This window comes from Erythrobacter sp. K21-9, assembly GCF_055808355.1.
In genome coordinates this window covers 2969095-2987443 of the sequence record NZ_CM147866.1, presented here as the reverse complement: position 1 = coordinate 2987443, position 18349 = coordinate 2969095, and the positions used below count along the sequence as shown (strand labels likewise).

The following is an 18349-nucleotide window of genomic DNA, read 5'->3' as shown; positions in this document are numbered from 1 at the left end:
TCGAGCCGGGCCAATAAAGGCCGCGCCTCCAGAGTCAAGCAAATATGCCGGTGCCGCAGCGTGACCATGCGGATGTACGCTGCCCGTCGAAGGGCGTCCGATGCTGGTAGAAACGGCCCTCGATGCAGCGCAGACATGTGCAAGAAACAAACGACGATGAGCACGCCTGCCTTGGAAAATTCTGAACCGGTCCAGAAAAGCGGTTCTTACCGCGCGTGGCAACTGACCGCACGTTCGCCCGGCGTGGTCGATCTTGCCTGGTACAGCCGCTCGCATTACGGTGCGCGGGAACAGCATCGGCTTTTGCCGTTCACAGAACCCTCGATCGCGCTGCGCCGCAGGTTCGGACCGGGCGGTGAGACGACCGACTGGGATTTCGTGATTTTCAGGGCGCAACCCGATGGCGGATCTTACGCTCCTCGGCACGGGGAAGACCTTTACGCACTCCGCCTCGCACCAGAAGCGATGGAAACTGGACTGGGGATGAGCGCCAGGGATCATCTGGCTGAGGATTGCGAAGTACCCAGCAAACTCTCACGAAAGTTCGATCGGGTGGCGCGGTGCGCCGATGATGACGATTTTGTCGGTGCCTGGCAGGCGATGCTCGCCGTGCTCGGCACTGCAGCAAGTGACGTCGAGCTCGACAGGATCGACTTGGCCGCAAGTCTGGCACGCAATTCGTGTGGCATGCTCGGCCCCGGCGAGCTTGCCGCGCGCGCAGGCCTGAGTGCACGCCACATGCGCCGCGGCTTTGCCGATCGTCTCGGCCTTTCGCCGCGCGCGGTCCTCAGGAGGCGGCGGCTCACCACCGCGATGCTGGCTGCTGAGCGCTCAGACCAGCCCGCATGGGCGGATATCGCCGCCGGACACAGCTTTGCAGATCAATCCCACATGATCCGAGAATGCCGCGCTCTGATCGGCACGAGTCCCGCCGAATGGCACAGGCAGCGCCGGATCATGGCCGTTTCGTTCAATACGCAGGGCTGACCGGGTGCTCTTCGTGCGCGCAATCTGTTTTGCGTGGAGGAATCGATGGGCTGGTTTGATCTGAGATATGTTGCAGCGATTACGGCAGCGACTGCCGCAAGCATGGCGCAGGCGCAGGATGACGCGCCGAGCCTGCTCCAATTCGAAAGCTATCAAGTCAGGCCCACTGGCCCGGCAGGCGGCGTTTCGGTGGAGGAGGTCAATGGCCAGCAGGAGCTGATCCTTGCTCGCGCCTCGGCAATGATTGACGGCCTCGACTTCACAGACGGGGTTATCGAATTCGACATTGCGTTCGAGAATAGACGAGGTTTCGGCGGCCTGATGTGGCACGCGTCGGATACTGGCGATGCCGAGTACTTTTACATTCGCCAGCACAAATCGGGATTGCCGGATGCCGGACAATATACGCCGATGCGCGCCGGGCTGACTTCGTGGCAGATCTTCTCCGACGCGAACGCCATGGCGCCATTCGCCTTCACCTATGACGGTTGGAACCGACTCAAGTTCATAATCGCAAATGACACTGCCGATATCTATTTCAATGGAAGCAAGCAGCCGATGCTGCATATTCCCGACCTGGCGACCGACCGGGGGCGCGGGGGGATTGGCTTTCGCACCAGCGGACCGAATGGCAAGGTCCGGATCGCAAACCTGACTGTTCGAGACTTGGCGCAAGGCGAGCAAATTGTCTAGCCGCGCGAAGGACGTTCGGACTGCACCGCCCGGAACCATCGAAAACTGGCGAGTGTCAGAGCGCTTTTCCGAAGACCTGCTCGACAACGTGATATCCCTGCCCGGCGAGCTGGAAGCTCTGGACAGAGATCTCACGCTTCAGGTGGAGCCGAGCGGGATCGTCGATCTGGGCCGGGCAGCTCGGCCTCAGGACAATGCGGACACCGTGCTGGTTTCGACCAGGATCGTATCGAATGCGGCGCAGCCAGTGCGCTTGCGCTTTGGCTATTCCGACCGCGTCCGGCTGTTTCTGAATGGTCGGCTGGTCTTCAGCGGGATTGCAGGCTGGCGCAGCCGCGACTTCTTCTTTCTCGGCACGATCGGCTTCAATGACGCCGTCTTGCTGAATTTGCAGGAGGGAGAAAACACCCTGACGGCTGCGGTGTCGGAGACTTTCGGTGGGTGGGGGTTCGCAGGAGCCATCGAAAACGGCGAAGGGCTGACGATCCGCCCCTGAGATCGCAGTCCTGGTCGGAGGGGCCACTGACTGACGCGGTGGCCCCTCGCATTGCATGGATCGGATGGCTTGCTCAGCTCGCGTCGTAAGCGAGGAGATCACCCGGCTGGCAATCCAGCTCGCGGCAAATCGCGGCCAGGGTTGAGAAGCGGATAGCCTTGGCCTTGCCGGTCTTGAGGATCGAGAGGTTGGCGAGGGTAAGGCCGACGCGCTCGGCCAGTTCGGTCAGCGTCATGCGGCGCTCGTGAAGCAGGTCGTCGAGTTTGACCATGATCGTTGCTCCTTCATCATCGGCTGGCATTACACGGTCCCTTCGAGGTCTTCGCGCATTGCTGCGCCGTGCTTGAACACGCGGGCGAGGATGAACAGGACGATCACCATCAGGATACCCGTGAGATCGAGTCCTGCGTCTATCGTGAACTCGGCGTTCTCCAGTTCGTCCGCCCACTTCGCCACCAGCAGCCCGAGACCTGCGACCGGTATCATGAGGACCTGAACGGCGAGCAGCAGCCATGCCATGACATTGAGCCGGGCCGCGTTTTCCGGGACGAATGGGTCGCGTTCGCCGACGGTTGCGATGATGGCGCGCAGCTTTCCGAAGAACTGGAAGGTGAGCGCGAGCACTACGATGATCAGGAGGAACAGGCCAACAATCGGCATGGTCGGCAGCTCGGCGATCATGCCGGCCTGCTCTTCGCTAAGCTCCATGTTGATTTCATCGCGGAAAATCAGGACCACCGGGATCAAGATGGCCAACACCGTTCCGGCGAGTGCCATCAGTCCCTGGATGATGATCGTGAGGACCTTGCCCGCGAGCAGGAGCGGGTCGTTGAATTGTTCTTTCATTGGTATTCCCCTTTGCGGCGTTCTGGATCAAGCGAGCTCGACCGACGCCGGGAAGCCTTGCGAGGCGCGCGCCTGTGCGGGCGGGACGGTCACGATTGCGCCGATCGAGGCGACGGTAAGGAACAGGGCGCCGAAAACGGCGAGCGAGTGGTTGAACATCTGTGACATATCGTTCTCCTTGATGCGTGATATTGTTTTTCGATAATCACGAACTAGGAGCGATCTCGATTTATTGTCAATCAATAATATTGTAAAACGATATAGAAGTTATCGTTTAGGGGTATATGATGGCGTCGATTGACTCGCCTGCGGCTCGCGACGATTTCGTGTTGTTTTCTTGGTGGCGGAGATCTGCCGCGCAGTGACTGCAAGGGCGACCGCCCGCCCGCAACGCTGAAGGCGCGAGTACATTTCACGTCGGATGGTGCGCACACTCACGAACTCCCCCTTTACAAATCCAACAGGCTTCTTAGATAGCCCTCACACGTCAGCTTCGAGACAGGCCGATTCAAGCGCGGGAATCGGCTCCAGAATAGAAGCGGCGCTAGCCATATTCGCGACGGATTGATCAGCTGCATCCCGGCAGCCCGAAAGGGTCTGCGCCGAGGCGCGCGGCTCTTTTGCGTCGTATATGGCCCCCGTTTCGCGTGACGTGAAATATCATTCAAGCGAGCGGGTCTCCTTCCCGCGCGCGCAATCTGAAGAGGCGAATCACCTCCATGGCGACCAAGGCGAAAGCTCCAGCAACCTCGAACAAGCTCCGCAGCCGCAAGGCTGAGGGAACTGCGAAAAAGCGTATCCGCAAGATTTTCGGCGACATTCATGAAGTCGTCGATATGCCCAACCTGATCGAAGTCCAGCGCGAGAGCTACGAACAGTTCCTCCGCTCCGATCCTGCCATCGATTATGTCTCGGGCCTCGAAAAGACGCTTCGCAGCGTGTTCCCGATCCGCGACTTCGCCGGAACCGCAGAGCTCGATTTCGTGAATTACGAGCTTGAACCGCCGAAATACGACACCACGGAATGCCGCCAGCGCGGCATTACCTATGCCGCGCCGATGAAGGTCACACTGCGCCTGATCGTATTCGAAGTCGACCAGGAAACCGAGACCCGCAGCGTTCTCGATATCAAGGAGCAGGATGTTTACATGGGCGACATGCCGCTCATGACCGACAACGGCACCTTTATCATCAACGGCACAGAGCGTGTGATCGTCAGCCAGATGCACCGTTCGCCCGGTGTGCTGTTCGACCATGATCGCGGCAAGACCCATTCGTCGGGCAAACTGCTGTTTGCCGCGCGCGTCATTCCGTATCGCGGCTCGTGGCTCGATTTCGAATTCGACGCCAAGGACATCGTCAACGTCCGTATCGACCGCAAGCGCAAGCTGCCGGTCACCGCGCTTCTCTATGCGCTGGGCCTCGATAGCGAAGGTATCCTCGACCATTTCTACGACACGGTCGTCTGGGAACGCGCCAAGGATGGGTGGAAAATCCCGTTCGACGCAGAAAACTGGCGCGGGCAGAAGCCTGCTTTCGCATTGGTCGATGCCAAGACCGGCGAAGAAGTGTTCGCTGCCAACCAGAAGATCAGCCCGCGCGCTGCCAATAAGGCGGCCAAGGATGGTCTGAAGGAACTGCTGCTTCCAACCGAGGAAATCGTCAGCCGCTACGCCGCGCGCGACATGATCGATGAAGGCACCGACCGCATCTACGTCGAAGCGGGCGATGAGCTTACTCTCGAACACGTCGAAACGCTCGACAATGCCGGGATCGACAGCATCGAGCTGCTCGACATCGACGAGATCAACACCGGCCCGTGGATCCGCAACACGCTGAAGGTCGACAAGGCCGAAAACCGCGATGAGGGCCTTGAGGCCATCTACAAAGTGATGCGTCCGGGCGAGCCGCCGACCAAGGAAACTGCCGAAGCGCTGTTCGAAGGCCTGTTCTTCGATGGCGAACGCTACGACCTTTCGGCTGTTGGCCGCGTGAAGCTGAACATGCGTCTGGAGCTCGACGCTGAAGACACAGTGACGACTTTGCGCAAGGAAGACATCCTTGCCGTGGTCAAGGAACTCGTCGGCCTCAAGGACGGCAAGGGCGATGTCGATGACATCGACAACCTCGGCAACCGCCGTGTCCGTTCGGTCGGAGAGCTGCTGGAAAACCAGTACCGCGTCGGCCTGCTGCGCATGGAACGCGCGGTCAAGGAGCGCATGAGCAGCGTCGATGTCTCGACCGTCATGCCGAACGACCTGATCAACGCGAAGCCGGCTGTGGCTGCCGTTCGTGAATTCTTTGGCTCCTCGCAGCTGTCGCAGTTCATGGATCAGACCAACCCGCTGTCGGAAGTGACGCACAAGCGCCGCGTATCGGCGCTTGGCCCAGGCGGTCTTACCCGTGAGCGCGCAGGCTTCGAAGTCCGCGACGTTCACCCGACCCACTATGGCCGTATCTGTCCGATTGAAACGCCGGAAGGCCCGAATATCGGCCTGATCAACTCGCTGGCCTCGTTCAGCCGGGTCAACAAGTACGGCTTCATCGAAACACCGTACCGCAAGGTCGATAGCGGCAGCGTCACCGGCGATGTGATCTACCTTTCCGCGATGGAGGAGCAGAAGCACACCGTTGCCCAGGCCTCCGCCGAGCTGAACCCGGATGGCACTTTCGTCGAGGAGCTGATCTCGGCGCGTCAGGCTGGCGACAACCTTATGGCCCCGAGCGAAACGGTCACCCTGATGGATGTGTCGCCGAAGCAGCTCGTTTCGGTTGCCGCCTCGCTCATCCCGTTCCTCGAAAACGATGACGCCAACCGCGCCCTGATGGGCTCGAACATGCAGCGCCAGGCTGTGCCGCTTGTAAAGGCTGAAGCGCCTTGGGTCGGCACCGGTATGGAAGAGACCGTGGCGCGCGATTCCGGCGCTGCGATTGCTGCCAAGCGCGGCGGTATCGTCGACCAGGTGGACGCGACTCGTATCGTGATCCGTGCCATCGGCGATGTCGAAGACGGTACCGGTCGGGCGTCGACATCTACACGCTCCAGAAATTCCAGCGGTCGAACCAGAACACCTGCATCAACCAGCGTCCGCTGGTGAAGGTGGGCGAGACGATCGAAGCGGGCGACATCATCGCCGATGGTCCTTCGACCGATATCGGTGAGCTGGCGCTCGGCAAGAACAGCCTCGTCGCATTCATGCCGTGGAATGGCTACAATTACGAAGACTCGATCCTGATCTCCGAACGCATCGTGAAAGACGATGTGTTCACCTCGATCCACATCGATGAATTCGAAGTCATGGCCCGCGACACCAAGCTTGGTCCGGAAGACATCACCCGCGACATCCCGAATGTCGGCGAGGAAGCGCTGCGCAACCTCGATGAAGCGGGCATCGTCTATATCGGCGCCGAAGTGCATCCGGGCGATATCCTGGTCGGCAAGATCACGCCGAAGGGCGAAAGCCCGATGACACCGGAAGAAAAGCTCCTCCGCGCGATCTTCGGTGAAAAGGCCTCCGACGTTCGCGACACCTCGCTGCGCCTGCCGCCGGGAGTTGCCGGGACTATCGTCGAGGTTCGCGTCTTCAACCGTCACGGCATCGAGATCGATGACCGTACCCGCGCGATCCAGAACGAAGAGATCGAGCGTCTTGGCAAGGATGCCGCCGATGAACGTGCGATCCTCAACCGTGCAACCTATAACCGCCTGAAGGACATGCTGCTCGGCCAGACCGCATCGGCTGCTCCGAAGGGCGTGAAAAAGGGCAGCAAGATCACCGAGGAAGTCCTTGGCGAAGTCGAGCGTCACGAATGGTTCAAGTTCGCTGTCGCCGAGGACGGACGTCAGGCCCAGATCGAAGCGATCAAGGCCCAGTATGACGAAGCCGTCGCCGGGATCGATGCCAAGTTCGAGGACCGCAAGGAGAAACTCGAGCGCGGTGACGAACTTGCACCGGGCGCGCTCAAGATGGTCAAGGTCTTCGTTGCCGTTAAGCGCAAGCTTCAGCCGGGCGACAAGATGGCCGGACGGCACGGCAACAAGGGTGTGATTTCGCGCATCCTGCCGGTCGAGGACATGCCGTTCCTCGAAGATGGCACCGCAGTCGATCTCGTGCTGAACCCGCTGGGCGCGCCTTCGCGCATGAACGTGGGCCAGATCTTCGAAACGCACCTTGGCTTTGCCGCACGCGGCCTCGGCATGGATATCGCGAACAAGCTCGAAGAGTGGAAGCGCGCCAATCCGAACGCTGACGAGGATTACAAGAACGCCAAGCCGCCCGAGGCGGTCGTGGAGCGTCTCAAGGACGTTTACGGCGAGCAGTATTTCGAAGACCTCGAAAGCCGCTCGACCCCGCAGATCGTCGAACTGGCGCAGAACCTGTCAGCCGGCGTCCCGATGGGCACGCCAGTGTTCGATGGTGCGCGCGAACCGGACGTGTCGGACATGCTGGTGAAAGCCGGTATCGACAGCTCGGGTCAGTCGACGCTCTATGACGGCCGGACCGGTGAGGCGTTCGACCGCAAGGTGACCGTGGGCATCATCTACATGCTCAAACTGCACCACCTTGTGGACGATAAGATCCACGCGCGGTCCATCGGTCCGTACTCGCTCGTCACCCAGCAGCCGCTGGGCGGTAAGGCGCAGTTCGGCGGACAGCGCTTTGGTGAGATGGAAGTCTGGGCCCTGCAGGCATATGGCGCCGCCTACACCTTGCAGGAAATGCTCACCGTCAAGTCTGACGATGTCGTGGGCCGGACCAAGGTCTACGAAGCGATCGTCAAGGGCGATGACACCTTCGAAGCGGGCATTCCGGAGAGCTTCAACGTTCTCGTCAAGGAAATGCGCTCGCTGGGCATGAACGTTGAACTCAAGTCGCTGTCCGACGGCGAAGAGGGCGACGACGAATGGCCGGAGGCAGCGGAATAAGCGATGAAATTTCTACACGATTATGATGAGAAAGTCATCGTCACCAGAGGCTACATGGTTTTTTGGGCATCACTGATACCCATCCTTGCCGGAAGTTCCTTGGTTGACAGTGACAGTGAGATTTTTCGTTGGATGGGAGTCGTATTTCTGGTGATCGGATTTGCCTCCTTTCTTCGGGCTTCACCGCATATTTGGGACAAGCCTGAAATTGAATCCGCAGATCAATCCACGAGTGGTCTGAGCAAGGTAGAGATAGCGAAATAGTCGGCGCAAATCGCTGCGGTTCATTTTGCCTCTTCAAGAAATTTCACCCCCTGAGGGAACTAAGTCATGAACGAACTGACCAAATTCACCAACCAGCTGGCTAAGCCGGAAACCTTCGACCAGATCCAGATCGGGATCGCATCGCCCGAGCGCATCCGGTCTTGGTCCTTCGGCGAGATCAAGAAGCCGGAAACGATCAACTATCGCACGTTCAAGCCCGAGCGTGACGGCCTGTTCTGTGCGCGCATTTTCGGTCCGGTTAAGGACTACGAATGCCTTTGCGGCAAGTACAAGCGCATGAAGTACAAGGGCGTCGTCTGCGAAAAGTGCGGCGTTGAAGTGACCGTTACCAAAGTGCGCCGTGAGCGTATGGGCCACATCGAACTGGCCGCGCCGGTTGCGCACATCTGGTATCTCAAGTCGCTGCCTTCGCGCATCGGCCTGCTGCTCGACATCCAGCTCAAGCAGCTTGAGCGTATTCTCTACTTCGAAAGCTACGTGGTGATCGAGCCGGGCCTGACCCCGCTTGAGAAATTCCAGCTGCTGACCGAAGACGAACTGCTCGAAGCGCAGGACGAGTACGGCGAAGACGCGTTTTCCGCCGATATCGGCGCCGAAGCGGTCAAGGTCATGCTGATGGACCTCGATCTCGAGCAGGAGCGCGACGATCTGATGGAAGAGCTGGCGACCACCAAGTCGACGCTCAAGCCGAAGAAGATCATCAAGCGGCTCAAGGTCGTCGAAAGCTTCATCGATTCCGGCAACCGCCCGGAATGGATGATCCTCGAAGTGATTCCCGTGATCCCGCCAGAGCTGCGCCCGCTGGTGCCGCTGGATGGTGGCCGTTTCGCGACGTCGGATCTCAACGATCTGTACCGCCGCGTGATCAACCGGAACAACCGTTTGAAGCGTCTGATTGAACTGCGCGCGCCGGACATCATCGTCCGCAATGAAAAGCGCATGCTTCAGGAAGCCGTTGACGCGCTGTTCGACAATGGTCGCCGTGGCCGCGTCATCACCGGTGCAAACAAGCGACCGCTGAAGTCGCTGTCCGACATGCTCAAGGGCAAGCAGGGCCGCTTCCGCCAGAACCTTCTGGGTAAGCGCGTCGACTATTCGGGCCGTTCGGTCATCGTGACCGGTCCCGAGCTCAAGCTGCACCAGTGCGGCCTGCCCAAGAAGATGGCGCTCGAACTGTTCAAGCCGTTCATCTACGCCCGCCTCGATGCCAAGGGTCTTTCCATGACCCTCAAGCAGGCGAAGAAATGGGTCGAGAAAGAGCGCAAGGAAGTCTGGGACATCCTCGACGAAGTGATCCGCGAGCACCCGGTTCTGCTGAACCGCGCGCCGACGCTTCACCGTCTTGGCATTCAGGCGTTCGAGCCTGTTCTGATCGAAGGTAAAGCAATCCAGCTTCATCCGCTGGTCTGCTCGGCATTCAACGCTGACTTTGATGGCGACCAAATGGCCGTTCACGTTCCGCTGTCGCTCGAAGCGCAGCTGGAAGCGCGCGCGCTGATGATGTCGACCAACAACATCCTCTCGCCAGCCAACGGCAAGCCGATCATCGTTCCTTCGCAGGACATGGTCCTCGGCCTCTATTATCTCTCGATGGAACGTCAGGAGAAAAAGCCGGAATACCTCGAGAACGAAGACGGCACGAAGGTCGAGAAACTGCCGCGCTTTGCCGACATGGCCGAAGTGCACCAGGCGCTCGAGACCAAGGCCGTCACGCTCCACACCAAGATCCTTGCCCGCGTTCCGCAGGCCGATGAGGACGGTAAGGTCGTGATGAAGCGGTTCGAGACGACGCCGGGCCGGATGCTGATCGGTGAATGCCTGCCGAATAACCACAAGGTTCCCTTCGACATCATCAACCGTCTGCTGACCAAGCGTGAGATCGGCGACGTGATCGATCAGGTCTATCGCCACACCGGCCAGAAGGACACGGTGCTGTTTGCCGACGCCATCATGGTCCTCGGCTTCCGCCACGCGTTCAAGGCCGGCATCTCCTTCGGCAAGGATGACATGATCATCCCGGATTCGAAGATAAAGATGGTCGATGACACCAAGGCGCTGGTTGCCGACTATGAACAGCAGTATCAGGACGGTCTCATCACCCAGCAGGAAAAGTACAACAAGGTGATCGACGCCTGGAGCCGCTGCGGCGACCAGGTGGCGGACGCCATGATGGAAGAGATCAAGTCGCAGCCGATCGACAAGGACGGCAAGGAAGCGCAGATCAACTCGATCTACATGATGAGCCACTCCGGTGCGCGTGGTTCGCCCGCGCAGATGAAGCAGCTCGCCGGGATGCGCGGCCTGATGGCCAAGCCTTCGGGCGAGATCATCGAAACGCCGATCATCTCGAACTTCAAGGAAGGCCTGACCGTTCTTGAATACTTCAACTCGACCCACGGCGCGCGTAAGGGCCTTGCGGATACGGCACTGAAGACGGCAAACTCGGGTTACCTGACCCGCCGTCTGGTCGACGTCTCGCAGGACTGCACGATCGTCGTCGAGGACTGCAAGACCGATAACGCGCTGGAAATGCGCGCGATCGTCCAGGGCGGCAGCGTCATCGCCTCGCTTGGCGAACGCATCCTTGGCCGCACCGTGGCCGAGGACATCATGAACGCGGCGACCGATGAAGTCATCGTGAAGGCCGGCACCCTTATCGACGAACCGATGGTGAAGGAAATCGAAGCGGCTGAAGTTCAGTCCGCCAAGATCCGCTCGCCGCTGGTTTGCGAAGCCGATCAGGGTGTGTGCGGCACGTGCTACGGACGCGATCTTGCCCGCGGCACTCCGGTTAATATCGGCGAAGCTGTCGGCGTTATCGCTGCACAGTCGATCGGTGAGCCGGGCGCGCAGCTGACCATGCGTACCTTCCACATCGGCGGTGCGGCGCAGCTTAACGAGACGAGCCACCTGGAATCGATTTCGGACGGCACGATCGAACTGCGCGACATGCCGACCATCACCGACAAGAAGGGCCGCATTCTCTCGCTTGCCCGCAACGGCGAGATTGCCGTGATCGACGCCGAAGGGCGTGAGCGCGAGATGCACAAGGTCCCCTACGGTACGGTCTTGATGTTCAAGAACGGCGCCAAGGTGAAGGTCGGAGACCGGCTCGCAGAATGGGATCCGTTCACCCTGCCGATCATCACCGAACAGTCGGGTGTCGTGAAGTATCAGGACCTCGTCGAGGGAACCACGCTCGAGGAGCAGACCGACGATGCGACGGGCATTGCCCAGCGCGTTGTGACCGAAAACCGGGCAACCGTACCGCAAGAAGAAAGAAGAACTGCGTCCGCGCATGACTCTTCTCGGCGAAGGTCAGAGCGAGGACGAAACCGAAGCGCAGCGTTATATGCTCGCACCGGGCACGACGCTCTCGGTCGAAGACGGTCAGACGGTCGAAGCGGGTGACATCCTTGCGCGTGCATCGCGTGAAGCTGCCAAGACCCGCGACATCACCGGCGGTCTGCCGCGTGTTGCCGAGCTGTTCGAGGCACGCCTGCCCAAGGACATGTCGGTCATCGCCAAGATTTCGGGCAAGATTGAGTTCGTTCGCGAATACAAGGCGAAGCGCAAGATCGCAATCATCCCCGAGGAAGGTGATGCAGTCGAATACCTGATCCCCAAGACCAAGGTGATCGACGTGCAGGAAGGCGACTTCGTGAAGAAGGGTGACACCCTGATTTCCGGCTCGCCGAACCCGCACGACATTCTCGAGGTCATGGGCGTCGAGGCACTGGCCGAGTATCTCGTCAACGAGATCCAGGAAGTCTACCGACTGCAGGGCGTGAAGATCAACGACAAGCACATCGAGGTGATCGTTCGCCAGATGCTGCAGAAGGTCGAGATCACCAAGGGCGGCGACACTGTATTGCTTCCGGGCGAACAGGTTGATCGCGAGGAAATGGACGAGGCGAACGCCAAGCTCGGCAAGGGCAAGCAGCCCGCCGAAGGCACGCCGATCCTGCTCGGGATCACCAAGGCGTCGCTGCAGACCCGCAGCTTCATCTCGGCCGCGTCCTTCCAGGAAACGACCCGCGTGCTCACGCAGGCTTCGGTTGAGGGCAAGAAGGACACGCTGATCGGTCTCAAGGAGAACGTGATCGTGGGCCGCCTGATCCCGGCCGGTACCGGCGCGGGCATGAACCGGATGCGCGTGACCGCCTCGAGCCGCGACGCCGCGCTCAAGGCCGCATGGAAGAAGCAGCAGGATAAGCTTGCAGCGGACAATGCGGCCGCTGCCCCTGAGCCCGAGCCCGCTGCCGATCCCGTGTCGAGCGAGGAAGCGATGAAAGCGGCGATGGGCGGCGGCGAAGCTCCTGCGGCTGAATAAGCGCGCTTTCGTGCATAGCATATGAAACAATCCCGCCGGAGCATCGCGCTCCGGCGGGGTTTTTCATGTCCGGTAAAGCCTGCGCGAGCGAGACTGGAGACATGCTGAAACCTGCCGCCATTGCGCTGACACTGTTTGGCTTGGCCGCCTGCTCGGACACTAATGATGTCCCGCTCAATGAGCCTGTCGTTGTTCACGGCCAGGATGGCACGGAAGAGCCCGAGCGCTCTCCCGAAGGCACTGCGATAACCGAACTTGGTGATTTGCTGGGTGAATATCGAGTAGCGGGGATCGATGGCGCATCGCTCGACGGCGATCGCGGTATCGCAGTCTCGGTCGATGGTCCGCTGCTCTCGTTCGAGCCGGTTTGCGCGGGGTTCATCTGGGAGGTAAACTTTGTTGGCGATGCGCTTGAACTATCGCGCTTTGAAGCGCCAGCTCCAGTCGCCGGACTTGCTGAAGTGCCACCGCCATCAAAACCAAAGTGCCTGATCGGCCTGATACCGGAGTGGACGCAGTTGGCGAGCGCATTTGACAGTGTCACCCGCGCAGAGCGAACACGGGAGAATGGCGTTAGACTGACAGGGCAAGGCCGCTCGGTGCTGCTCTTCTCACAATGACATAAATGCTATTGCGAACCATTTGCATAAAGCTTAGATGGGTGGTGTTCAATCCAGTCACACCGGAGGCCCATGGCTCACCGCTCTACATCGTTCGCCGCCCGTCAATCGACCATCGCCAAGCTCGCCGATCCGCCGTGCGTGGAAGAATTGTCGCCCATCTCCGCGCGTTTCGTTTACTCGCTGCGCCTCATCGCATTGCATGACCGCGAGCGGCGAGATCCGGTGCCGGAACTCGCAGTGAGGCTTGGCAATGTGGAGGTCGCGGCGCGGGCGCTTGCTCTGTCTCAGGCGATTTCGTCGTGCTGGCCCGAGCGCATTCATGTCGCACGTTTCTGCTGTCAGTTTCTCTCTCATGACGAGGCGACAATCGGTGCGCTCATCGACAGCGCAGCGCGGCGCGATCGCTCCGGGTTCGAGGGCGCTATCGACGGGCTAATCCGACCGGACCGCAAGCACCGTCTATGGGACGCGGTGCTCGCCCTCGTCGCAGCCGAGGCGCACGCCGCACCGCCATCCTAAGCCTTGCCGCGCGGGCCTGCGGGCTTTACCGGACACGCCATGACCACCACCCGTTTCGCACCGTCACCCACGGGCCGATTGCATGTCGGCAATATCCGCACCGCGCTCCACAACTGGATGCTCGCCCGCAAGGCCGGCGGCGAGTTCATCCTGCGCATCGACGATACCGACGCGGCGCGCTCGAAAGAGGAATATGTCGAAGCGATCCGGGTCGACCTCGATTGGCTTGGCATTGCCGCCGACCGCGAAGAGCGGCAGTCGCAGCGGCTTGGAAAATACGAAGCGGCTTTCGAGGCGCTTCGCGAAGCGGGCCGCATCTACCCGGCTTACGAAACGCAGCAGGAGCTCGAGCTGAAGCGCAAGGTTCTGCTCGGACGCGGTCTCCCGCCAATCTACGATCGCGGCGCGCTGGACCTGACCGAGGCAGAGCGCGCTGCGAAAGAGGCTGAAGGCATCCAGCCCCACTGGCGCTTCAAGCTTGATCACGCCGCCATGATCACCTGGGAAGACGGCGTGCGCGGCGCATCGAAATTCGATCCCAAGCTGCTGTCGGACCCCGTTATCCGCCGCGCTGACGGATCTTGGCTGTATATGCTGCCCAGCACGGTCGACGATATCGATATGGGCGTTTCGCAGGTGCTGCGGGGGGAGGATCATGTCTCCAACACCGCCGTGCAGATCCAGATGTTTGCCGCGATGGACGCCGCCGTGCCGGCCTTTGCGCACGAGGCGCTGCTGGTGGGCAAGGAAGGCAAGCTGTCCAAACGCCTCGGCTCGCTCGGCTGCGACACTTTCAGGGAGCGCGGTATCGAACCCGAAGCCATCATCGCGGTCCTTGCGCGGCTCGGCACTTCGCTGCCGGTCGAACCAATCGCCGACCGCGCAAAGCTGATCGAGACGTTCGACCTTTCGACCTTTGGCCGCGCGCCGGCAAAATGCGACGATGCCGATCTGGAGCGAATCAACACTGCCATCGTTCATGCGATGCCTTACGAAGCGGTGCGAGGCCGGTTGCCCGGCGGTATGGACGAGGCCGGATGGCATGCGGTGCAGCCCAATATCCAGACGGTGGGCGAGGCTTCCGAATGGTGGCGGCTCGTCACCGGACCGATCGAGCAGCCCGAATTTTCCGGCGATGATCGCGCCTATCTGGCCGAAGCCGCGGGCGCTCTTGCGTGGGGGGATGACCCGTGGGGCAAGCTCACATCGGCGCTCAAGGACAAGACCGGTCGCAAGGGCAAGGCGCTGTTCCTGCCGCTGCGCCAGGCGCTCACAGGCATGAACCACGGACCCGATATGGGCGAGCTGCTGCCTCTGATAGGTGAGACGGACGCGCGGGCACGGCTGGAACGAGCAGCGGCTGCCTGAAGTTATGTGTCTGTGATTGATGCCAAACCTCGCACAATCGCGCCGAGAGCGCGACTGACTCGATGAATTTGCGCGCCCTGATGCCCGATTTCAGCTGGGTCGGCGCGTATGACGGGCGCTCTGCGCTGGCCGACGGGATTGCGGGCACGATCCTTGCCATTCTGCTCATCCCGCAGGTGATGGCCTATGCGCAGCTCGCCGGACTTCCGCCCGAAACCGGGCTCTACGCCGCGCTTTTGCCGCCGGTGCTGTACCTGCTGTTCGGGACCAGCCCGTTCGTGTCTGTCGGACCCGTCGCGCTGGTCTCGCTTGTCATTGCGGAGGCTGCGTCCGGCTCTGGGACCGAACCTCAGACCGCCGCCGCGATCATTGCTATCCAGTCCGGCGTGATCCTTGCGGTGCTGGGCGCATTCGGGCTGGGCCGGCTGGTAAATTTCGTGAGCGGACCGGTGCTGCTCGGCTTCACCGCCGCGGTCGCCTTCCTGATCTGCGCAAGCCAGGTGCCGACACTGGTCGGGACCGATCCCGAGCGTGCGGGCAACCTCCCGGCGGCGATCAGCGAATTCGCCAAGGTGCTGCCCGATTGGCAGCCGGTGACCGCCGCCATCGGCGTCGCTGCTACGGTGCTGCTGTTCGCGCTCGATCGCTACGCAGCGCCCGCCGCTTGGAAGGTCGGCATCAGGCCGCCCTGGCGCCAGGCCATCACCAAGTCGCTGCCGCTGCTCATCATCGCCGGGGCGGCGTTTGTCGCTGCCAATTACGGCGAGACAGTTGCCCGGGTCGAAGCGCCCACTGGCGGTCTGCCGTCGGTGGCGCTCCCGCCGCTCGATCCGGCGTTGTGGCTCAATTTGCTTCCGAGCGGGCTAGCCGTCGCGGTCGTCACCTTCGTGACTGCCGCCGCAGTTGCCAAATCGCTTGCAGGAAGCGATCGCAGCGCGCTCGATACCAGCCGTGAAGCGCTAGCCTTGGGACTGGGCAATGTCGGTGCCGCGATGTCGGGCGGTTATGCCGTCGGCGCGAGCCTTAGCCGCTCGGCGCTGGTCGAAGATAGCGGCGCGAAGACCCCGCTCGCGTCCGTCATTGCTGCGCTGCTGGTGTTGGCGACGATCTTCTTTCTCGCGCCATTGCTTGGGTACCTTCCCAAGACCGCACTTGCCGCGCTCGTCATCAGCGCGGTGTTCGGTCTCGTGAAGCTGCGCGAAATGCGCGATGTCTGGCGCCATGACCGATATGAAGGCGTTATCATCGCCATTGCGTTTGCTGCGACGCTAGGGCTTGGTGTGGAGCTTGGCCTGCTGGTCGGAGCGCTGGCGGCTGCTGCGCATCACCTGTGGTTCTCATCGCTCCCGCGCGTGACGCGGGTCGGCACCGATGATGACGGCGAATCCTTCCGCTCGGTCGACCGCGACACGGTCGAACCGCAAGCCGAACCCGCGCTGGTCGTGCGTGTCGATCGCTCGATCTTCTTCGCCAATTCCGCCTATATCGAAGACCAGGTATTCGCGTGGCTGGGCCAGCATGACGGGATCGAGTGTCTCGTACTCGACATGCGCGCGGTCAATGCAGTCGATGCAAGCGGCGTTGCGATGCTGAAACGGATGGTCCAGCGCCTGCACGAGGAAGGCATCGAAACCCGGTTCGCCGCCGTGCATCAGCCGGTGGCCGACAGTCTCGGCTCGCTTAATTCGCAGCAATGCAGCTTTCACCGGACGGTGAACGAAGCGCTCGATGCCTGCGGGGTCGATTACAGGACCGATATCGCTCCGACCTGATTGCGCGCAAAGTCTGCGTCAGCGCTCGTGTTTTTCCAGCTCGTCGCCGTTGAGCGTCACGATATGCAGCAGGTTGGTCGAGCCGGGCGCGCCGAAAGGAACCCCGGCAAGCACAATCTGTTTTGATCCTGCCTCGCCGAAACCGTGGCGCAGCGCCATGCGCTTGCCCTTCGCGATCATCTCTTCGAAGCTGCCGATATCCTTGGTCGCAACCGCGTGGGTGCCCCACAGCAATTGCACCCGGCGGGCCGTGCGCATCGAGGGTGTCAGCACCAGGACCGGCGTGTCGGGCCGTTCGCGAGCGACGCGGCGCGCGGTCGAGCCGCTCGCGGTGAACACGGTAATCGCGCTGATCGAAACCGTGTCTGCGATGGTCATGCAACTATGCGCGAGCGCATCGGAAGTGGTCGCGTCGGGCGGGGTTTCGAGGAAGCGCACGCGCTCGATATAGTCCTCGTCGCGCTCCACTTCGCGCGCGATGGAATGCATCATCGCGACCGATTCCTGCGGCCAGTCGCCCGCCGCGCTTTCGGCAGAGAGCATGACCGCATCGGCGCCGTCATACACCGCATTGGCGACGTCGGAGACCTCGGCGCGGGTCGGGATCGGGCTTTCGATCATGGATTCGAGCATCTGCGTGGCCACGATCACCGGCTTGCCCGCGTGCCGCGCTGCGTTGACGATCTTCTTTTGCAGCGGCGGAACCTCGTGCGGCTCCAGCTCCACACCCAGATCGCCGCGCGCGACCATGATGCCGTCGGACATGTCGATGATTTCCGGAAGGCGGTTCACGGCCTGCGGCTTTTCGATCTTGGCGCACAGCGCAACCGCCTTGCCGCCGTGCGAAGCGATCAGCTTGCGCGCTTCGGCAAGGTCGTCCGGACGCTGGACGAAAGACAGCGCTATCCAGTCCGCGCCGTGCTGCACGGCAAAGGCGAGATCCTTGCGGTCCTTGTCGGTGAGCGCGGGGATCGGAACCTCGGCATCGGGCACGTTCACTCCCTTGCGGTCGGAGATCACTCCGCCGACCTCGGCAGTGCAGAAGATGCGGTTTTCGTCCGCTTCCTTGACCTTGAGGCGGATCTTGCCGTCATTGATCAGCAGGCGCTGGCCGCGCTCCATGATGCCGAACAGTTCGGGGTGCGGCAGGAACACGCGGTTCTCGTCACCCGGTGTCTCGTCGCGGTCGAGCGTGAAATGCGCCGAATGCTTGATCGTCGCCTTGCCGTCCTTGAACGTGCCCACGCGCAGCTTGGGCCCTTGCAGATCGGCCAGGACCGCGATTGGCCGGTGAAATTCCTTCTCCAGCGCGCGGATCGCCTTAATCGCTTCAGCATGGTCATCGTGCGAGCCGTGGCTCATGTTGACGCGAAAGGCATCCGCGCCGGCCTTGAACAAGCGTCGGAGCATTTCGGGAGACCGGCTCGCCGGGCCGATTGTCGCCAGAATCTTGACCTTGCGACCGCGCGGGTCGATCCTTGATTGATCGCGTCTTGCCAT

11 protein-coding genes and 2 pseudogenes are annotated in these 18349 nt (G+C 61.3%); 9 read left to right on the top strand and 4 right to left on the bottom strand.

Annotated elements, in window-relative coordinates; all coding sequences use genetic code 11:
* Window positions 1-156 precede the first annotated feature (156 nt).
* The 3 genes from AC0L39_RS15360 to AC0L39_RS15350 are packed head-to-tail and all read left to right on the top strand — an operon-like array spanning window position 157 to window position 2176.
* Entirely contained in the window at window positions 157-987 is an 831-nt protein-coding gene (locus AC0L39_RS15360) for an AraC family transcriptional regulator (RefSeq protein WP_473259165.1), read from the top strand.
* Between the two features lie 45 nt (window positions 988-1032).
* A complete protein-coding gene (locus AC0L39_RS15355) occupies window positions 1033-1680 on the top strand; it encodes a hypothetical protein (RefSeq protein ID WP_473259164.1) in 648 nt (215 codons plus the stop codon).
* Window positions 1673-2176, top strand: a complete 504-nt coding sequence (locus tag AC0L39_RS15350) for a hypothetical protein (RefSeq protein WP_473259162.1) — start codon at window positions 1673-1675, stop codon at window positions 2174-2176. The genes AC0L39_RS15355 and AC0L39_RS15350 overlap by 8 nt, the downstream gene beginning before the upstream one ends.
* Before the next feature lie 73 nt (window positions 2177-2249).
* Here the strand turns inward: AC0L39_RS15350 and AC0L39_RS15345 are convergent, their stop codons facing one another.
* Genes AC0L39_RS15345 through AC0L39_RS15335 form a run of 3 tightly spaced genes read right to left on the bottom strand, consistent with a single transcriptional unit; the run spans window position 2250 to window position 3190 of the window.
* Window positions 2250-2477 (bottom strand): helix-turn-helix domain-containing protein, encoded by a 228-nt coding sequence (locus AC0L39_RS15345; RefSeq protein ID WP_473259161.1) that lies wholly within the window; start codon window positions 2475-2477, stop codon window positions 2250-2252.
* Window positions 2477-3022: a DUF2975 domain-containing protein gene (locus tag AC0L39_RS15340; RefSeq protein ID WP_473259160.1), complete on the bottom strand. Its 546-nt coding sequence runs from the start codon at window positions 3020-3022 to the stop codon at window positions 2477-2479. The genes AC0L39_RS15345 and AC0L39_RS15340 overlap by 1 nt, the downstream gene beginning before the upstream one ends.
* Window positions 3023-3049: 27 nt before the next feature.
* Window positions 3050-3190 (bottom strand): hypothetical protein, encoded by a 141-nt coding sequence (locus tag AC0L39_RS15335; RefSeq protein ID WP_473259158.1) that lies wholly within the window; start codon window positions 3188-3190, stop codon window positions 3050-3052.
* A gap of 551 nt (window positions 3191-3741) precedes the next feature.
* Here AC0L39_RS15335 and rpoB point away from each other — a divergent pair.
* From rpoB to AC0L39_RS15305, 6 genes and pseudogenes are all read left to right on the top strand, one after another.
* Window positions 3742-7949: pseudogene (gene rpoB / locus AC0L39_RS15330) on the top strand (DNA-directed RNA polymerase subunit beta).
* A 330-nt stretch (window positions 7950-8279) separates the two neighbouring features.
* Window positions 8280-12567, top strand: a pseudogene (gene rpoC, locus AC0L39_RS15325) (DNA-directed RNA polymerase subunit beta').
* Window positions 12568-12668: 101 nt separating this feature from the next.
* A complete protein-coding gene (locus tag AC0L39_RS15320; RefSeq protein WP_473259157.1) occupies window positions 12669-13187 on the top strand; it encodes a hypothetical protein in 519 nt (172 codons plus the stop codon).
* 72 nt (window positions 13188-13259) lie between these two features.
* Window positions 13260-13709: a DNA-directed RNA polymerase subunit beta' gene (locus AC0L39_RS15315; protein WP_473259155.1), complete on the top strand. Its 450-nt coding sequence runs from the start codon at window positions 13260-13262 to the stop codon at window positions 13707-13709.
* Window positions 13710-13748: 39 nt separating this feature from the next.
* Entirely contained in the window at window positions 13749-15077 is a 1329-nt protein-coding gene (gene gltX, locus AC0L39_RS15310) for a glutamate--tRNA ligase (protein WP_473259153.1), read from the top strand.
* A 62-nt stretch (window positions 15078-15139) separates the two neighbouring features.
* A complete protein-coding gene (locus tag AC0L39_RS15305) occupies window positions 15140-16849 on the top strand; it encodes a SulP family inorganic anion transporter (protein WP_473259151.1) in 1710 nt (569 codons plus the stop codon).
* Between the two features lie 18 nt (window positions 16850-16867).
* Here AC0L39_RS15305 and pyk read toward each other — a convergent pair whose 3' ends face one another.
* Window positions 16868-18349 carry a pyruvate kinase gene (pyk, locus tag AC0L39_RS15300; protein WP_473259149.1) on the bottom strand — a complete coding sequence of 494 codons (1482 nt, stop codon included), beginning with the start codon at window positions 18347-18349 and terminating at the stop codon, window positions 16868-16870.

Coding starts and splice junctions, on each gene's coding strand:
- AC0L39_RS15360 (WP_473259165.1), top strand. CDS start 157: ATGAGCACGCCTGCCTTGGAAAATTCTGAACCGGTCCAGAAAAGCGGT.
- AC0L39_RS15355 (WP_473259164.1), top strand. CDS start 1,033: ATGGGCTGGTTTGATCTGAGATATGTTGCAGCGATTACGGCAGCGACT.
- AC0L39_RS15345 (WP_473259161.1), bottom strand. CDS start 2,477: ATGCCAGCCGATGATGAAGGAGCAACGATCATGGTCAAACTCGACGAC.
- AC0L39_RS15340 (WP_473259160.1), bottom strand. CDS start 3,022: ATGAAAGAACAATTCAACGACCCGCTCCTGCTCGCGGGCAAGGTCCTC.
- AC0L39_RS15335 (WP_473259158.1), bottom strand. CDS start 3,190: ATGTCACAGATGTTCAACCACTCGCTCGCCGTTTTCGGCGCCCTGTTC.
- AC0L39_RS15320 (WP_473259157.1), top strand. CDS start 12,669: ATGCTGAAACCTGCCGCCATTGCGCTGACACTGTTTGGCTTGGCCGCC.
- AC0L39_RS15315 (WP_473259155.1), top strand. CDS start 13,260: ATGGCTCACCGCTCTACATCGTTCGCCGCCCGTCAATCGACCATCGCC.
- gltX (WP_473259153.1), top strand. CDS start 13,749: ATGACCACCACCCGTTTCGCACCGTCACCCACGGGCCGATTGCATGTC.
- AC0L39_RS15305 (WP_473259151.1), top strand. CDS start 15,140: ATGAATTTGCGCGCCCTGATGCCCGATTTCAGCTGGGTCGGCGCGTAT.
- pyk (WP_473259149.1), bottom strand. CDS start 18,349: ATGGCAAGACGCGATCAATCAAGGATCGACCCGCGCGGTCGCAAGGTC.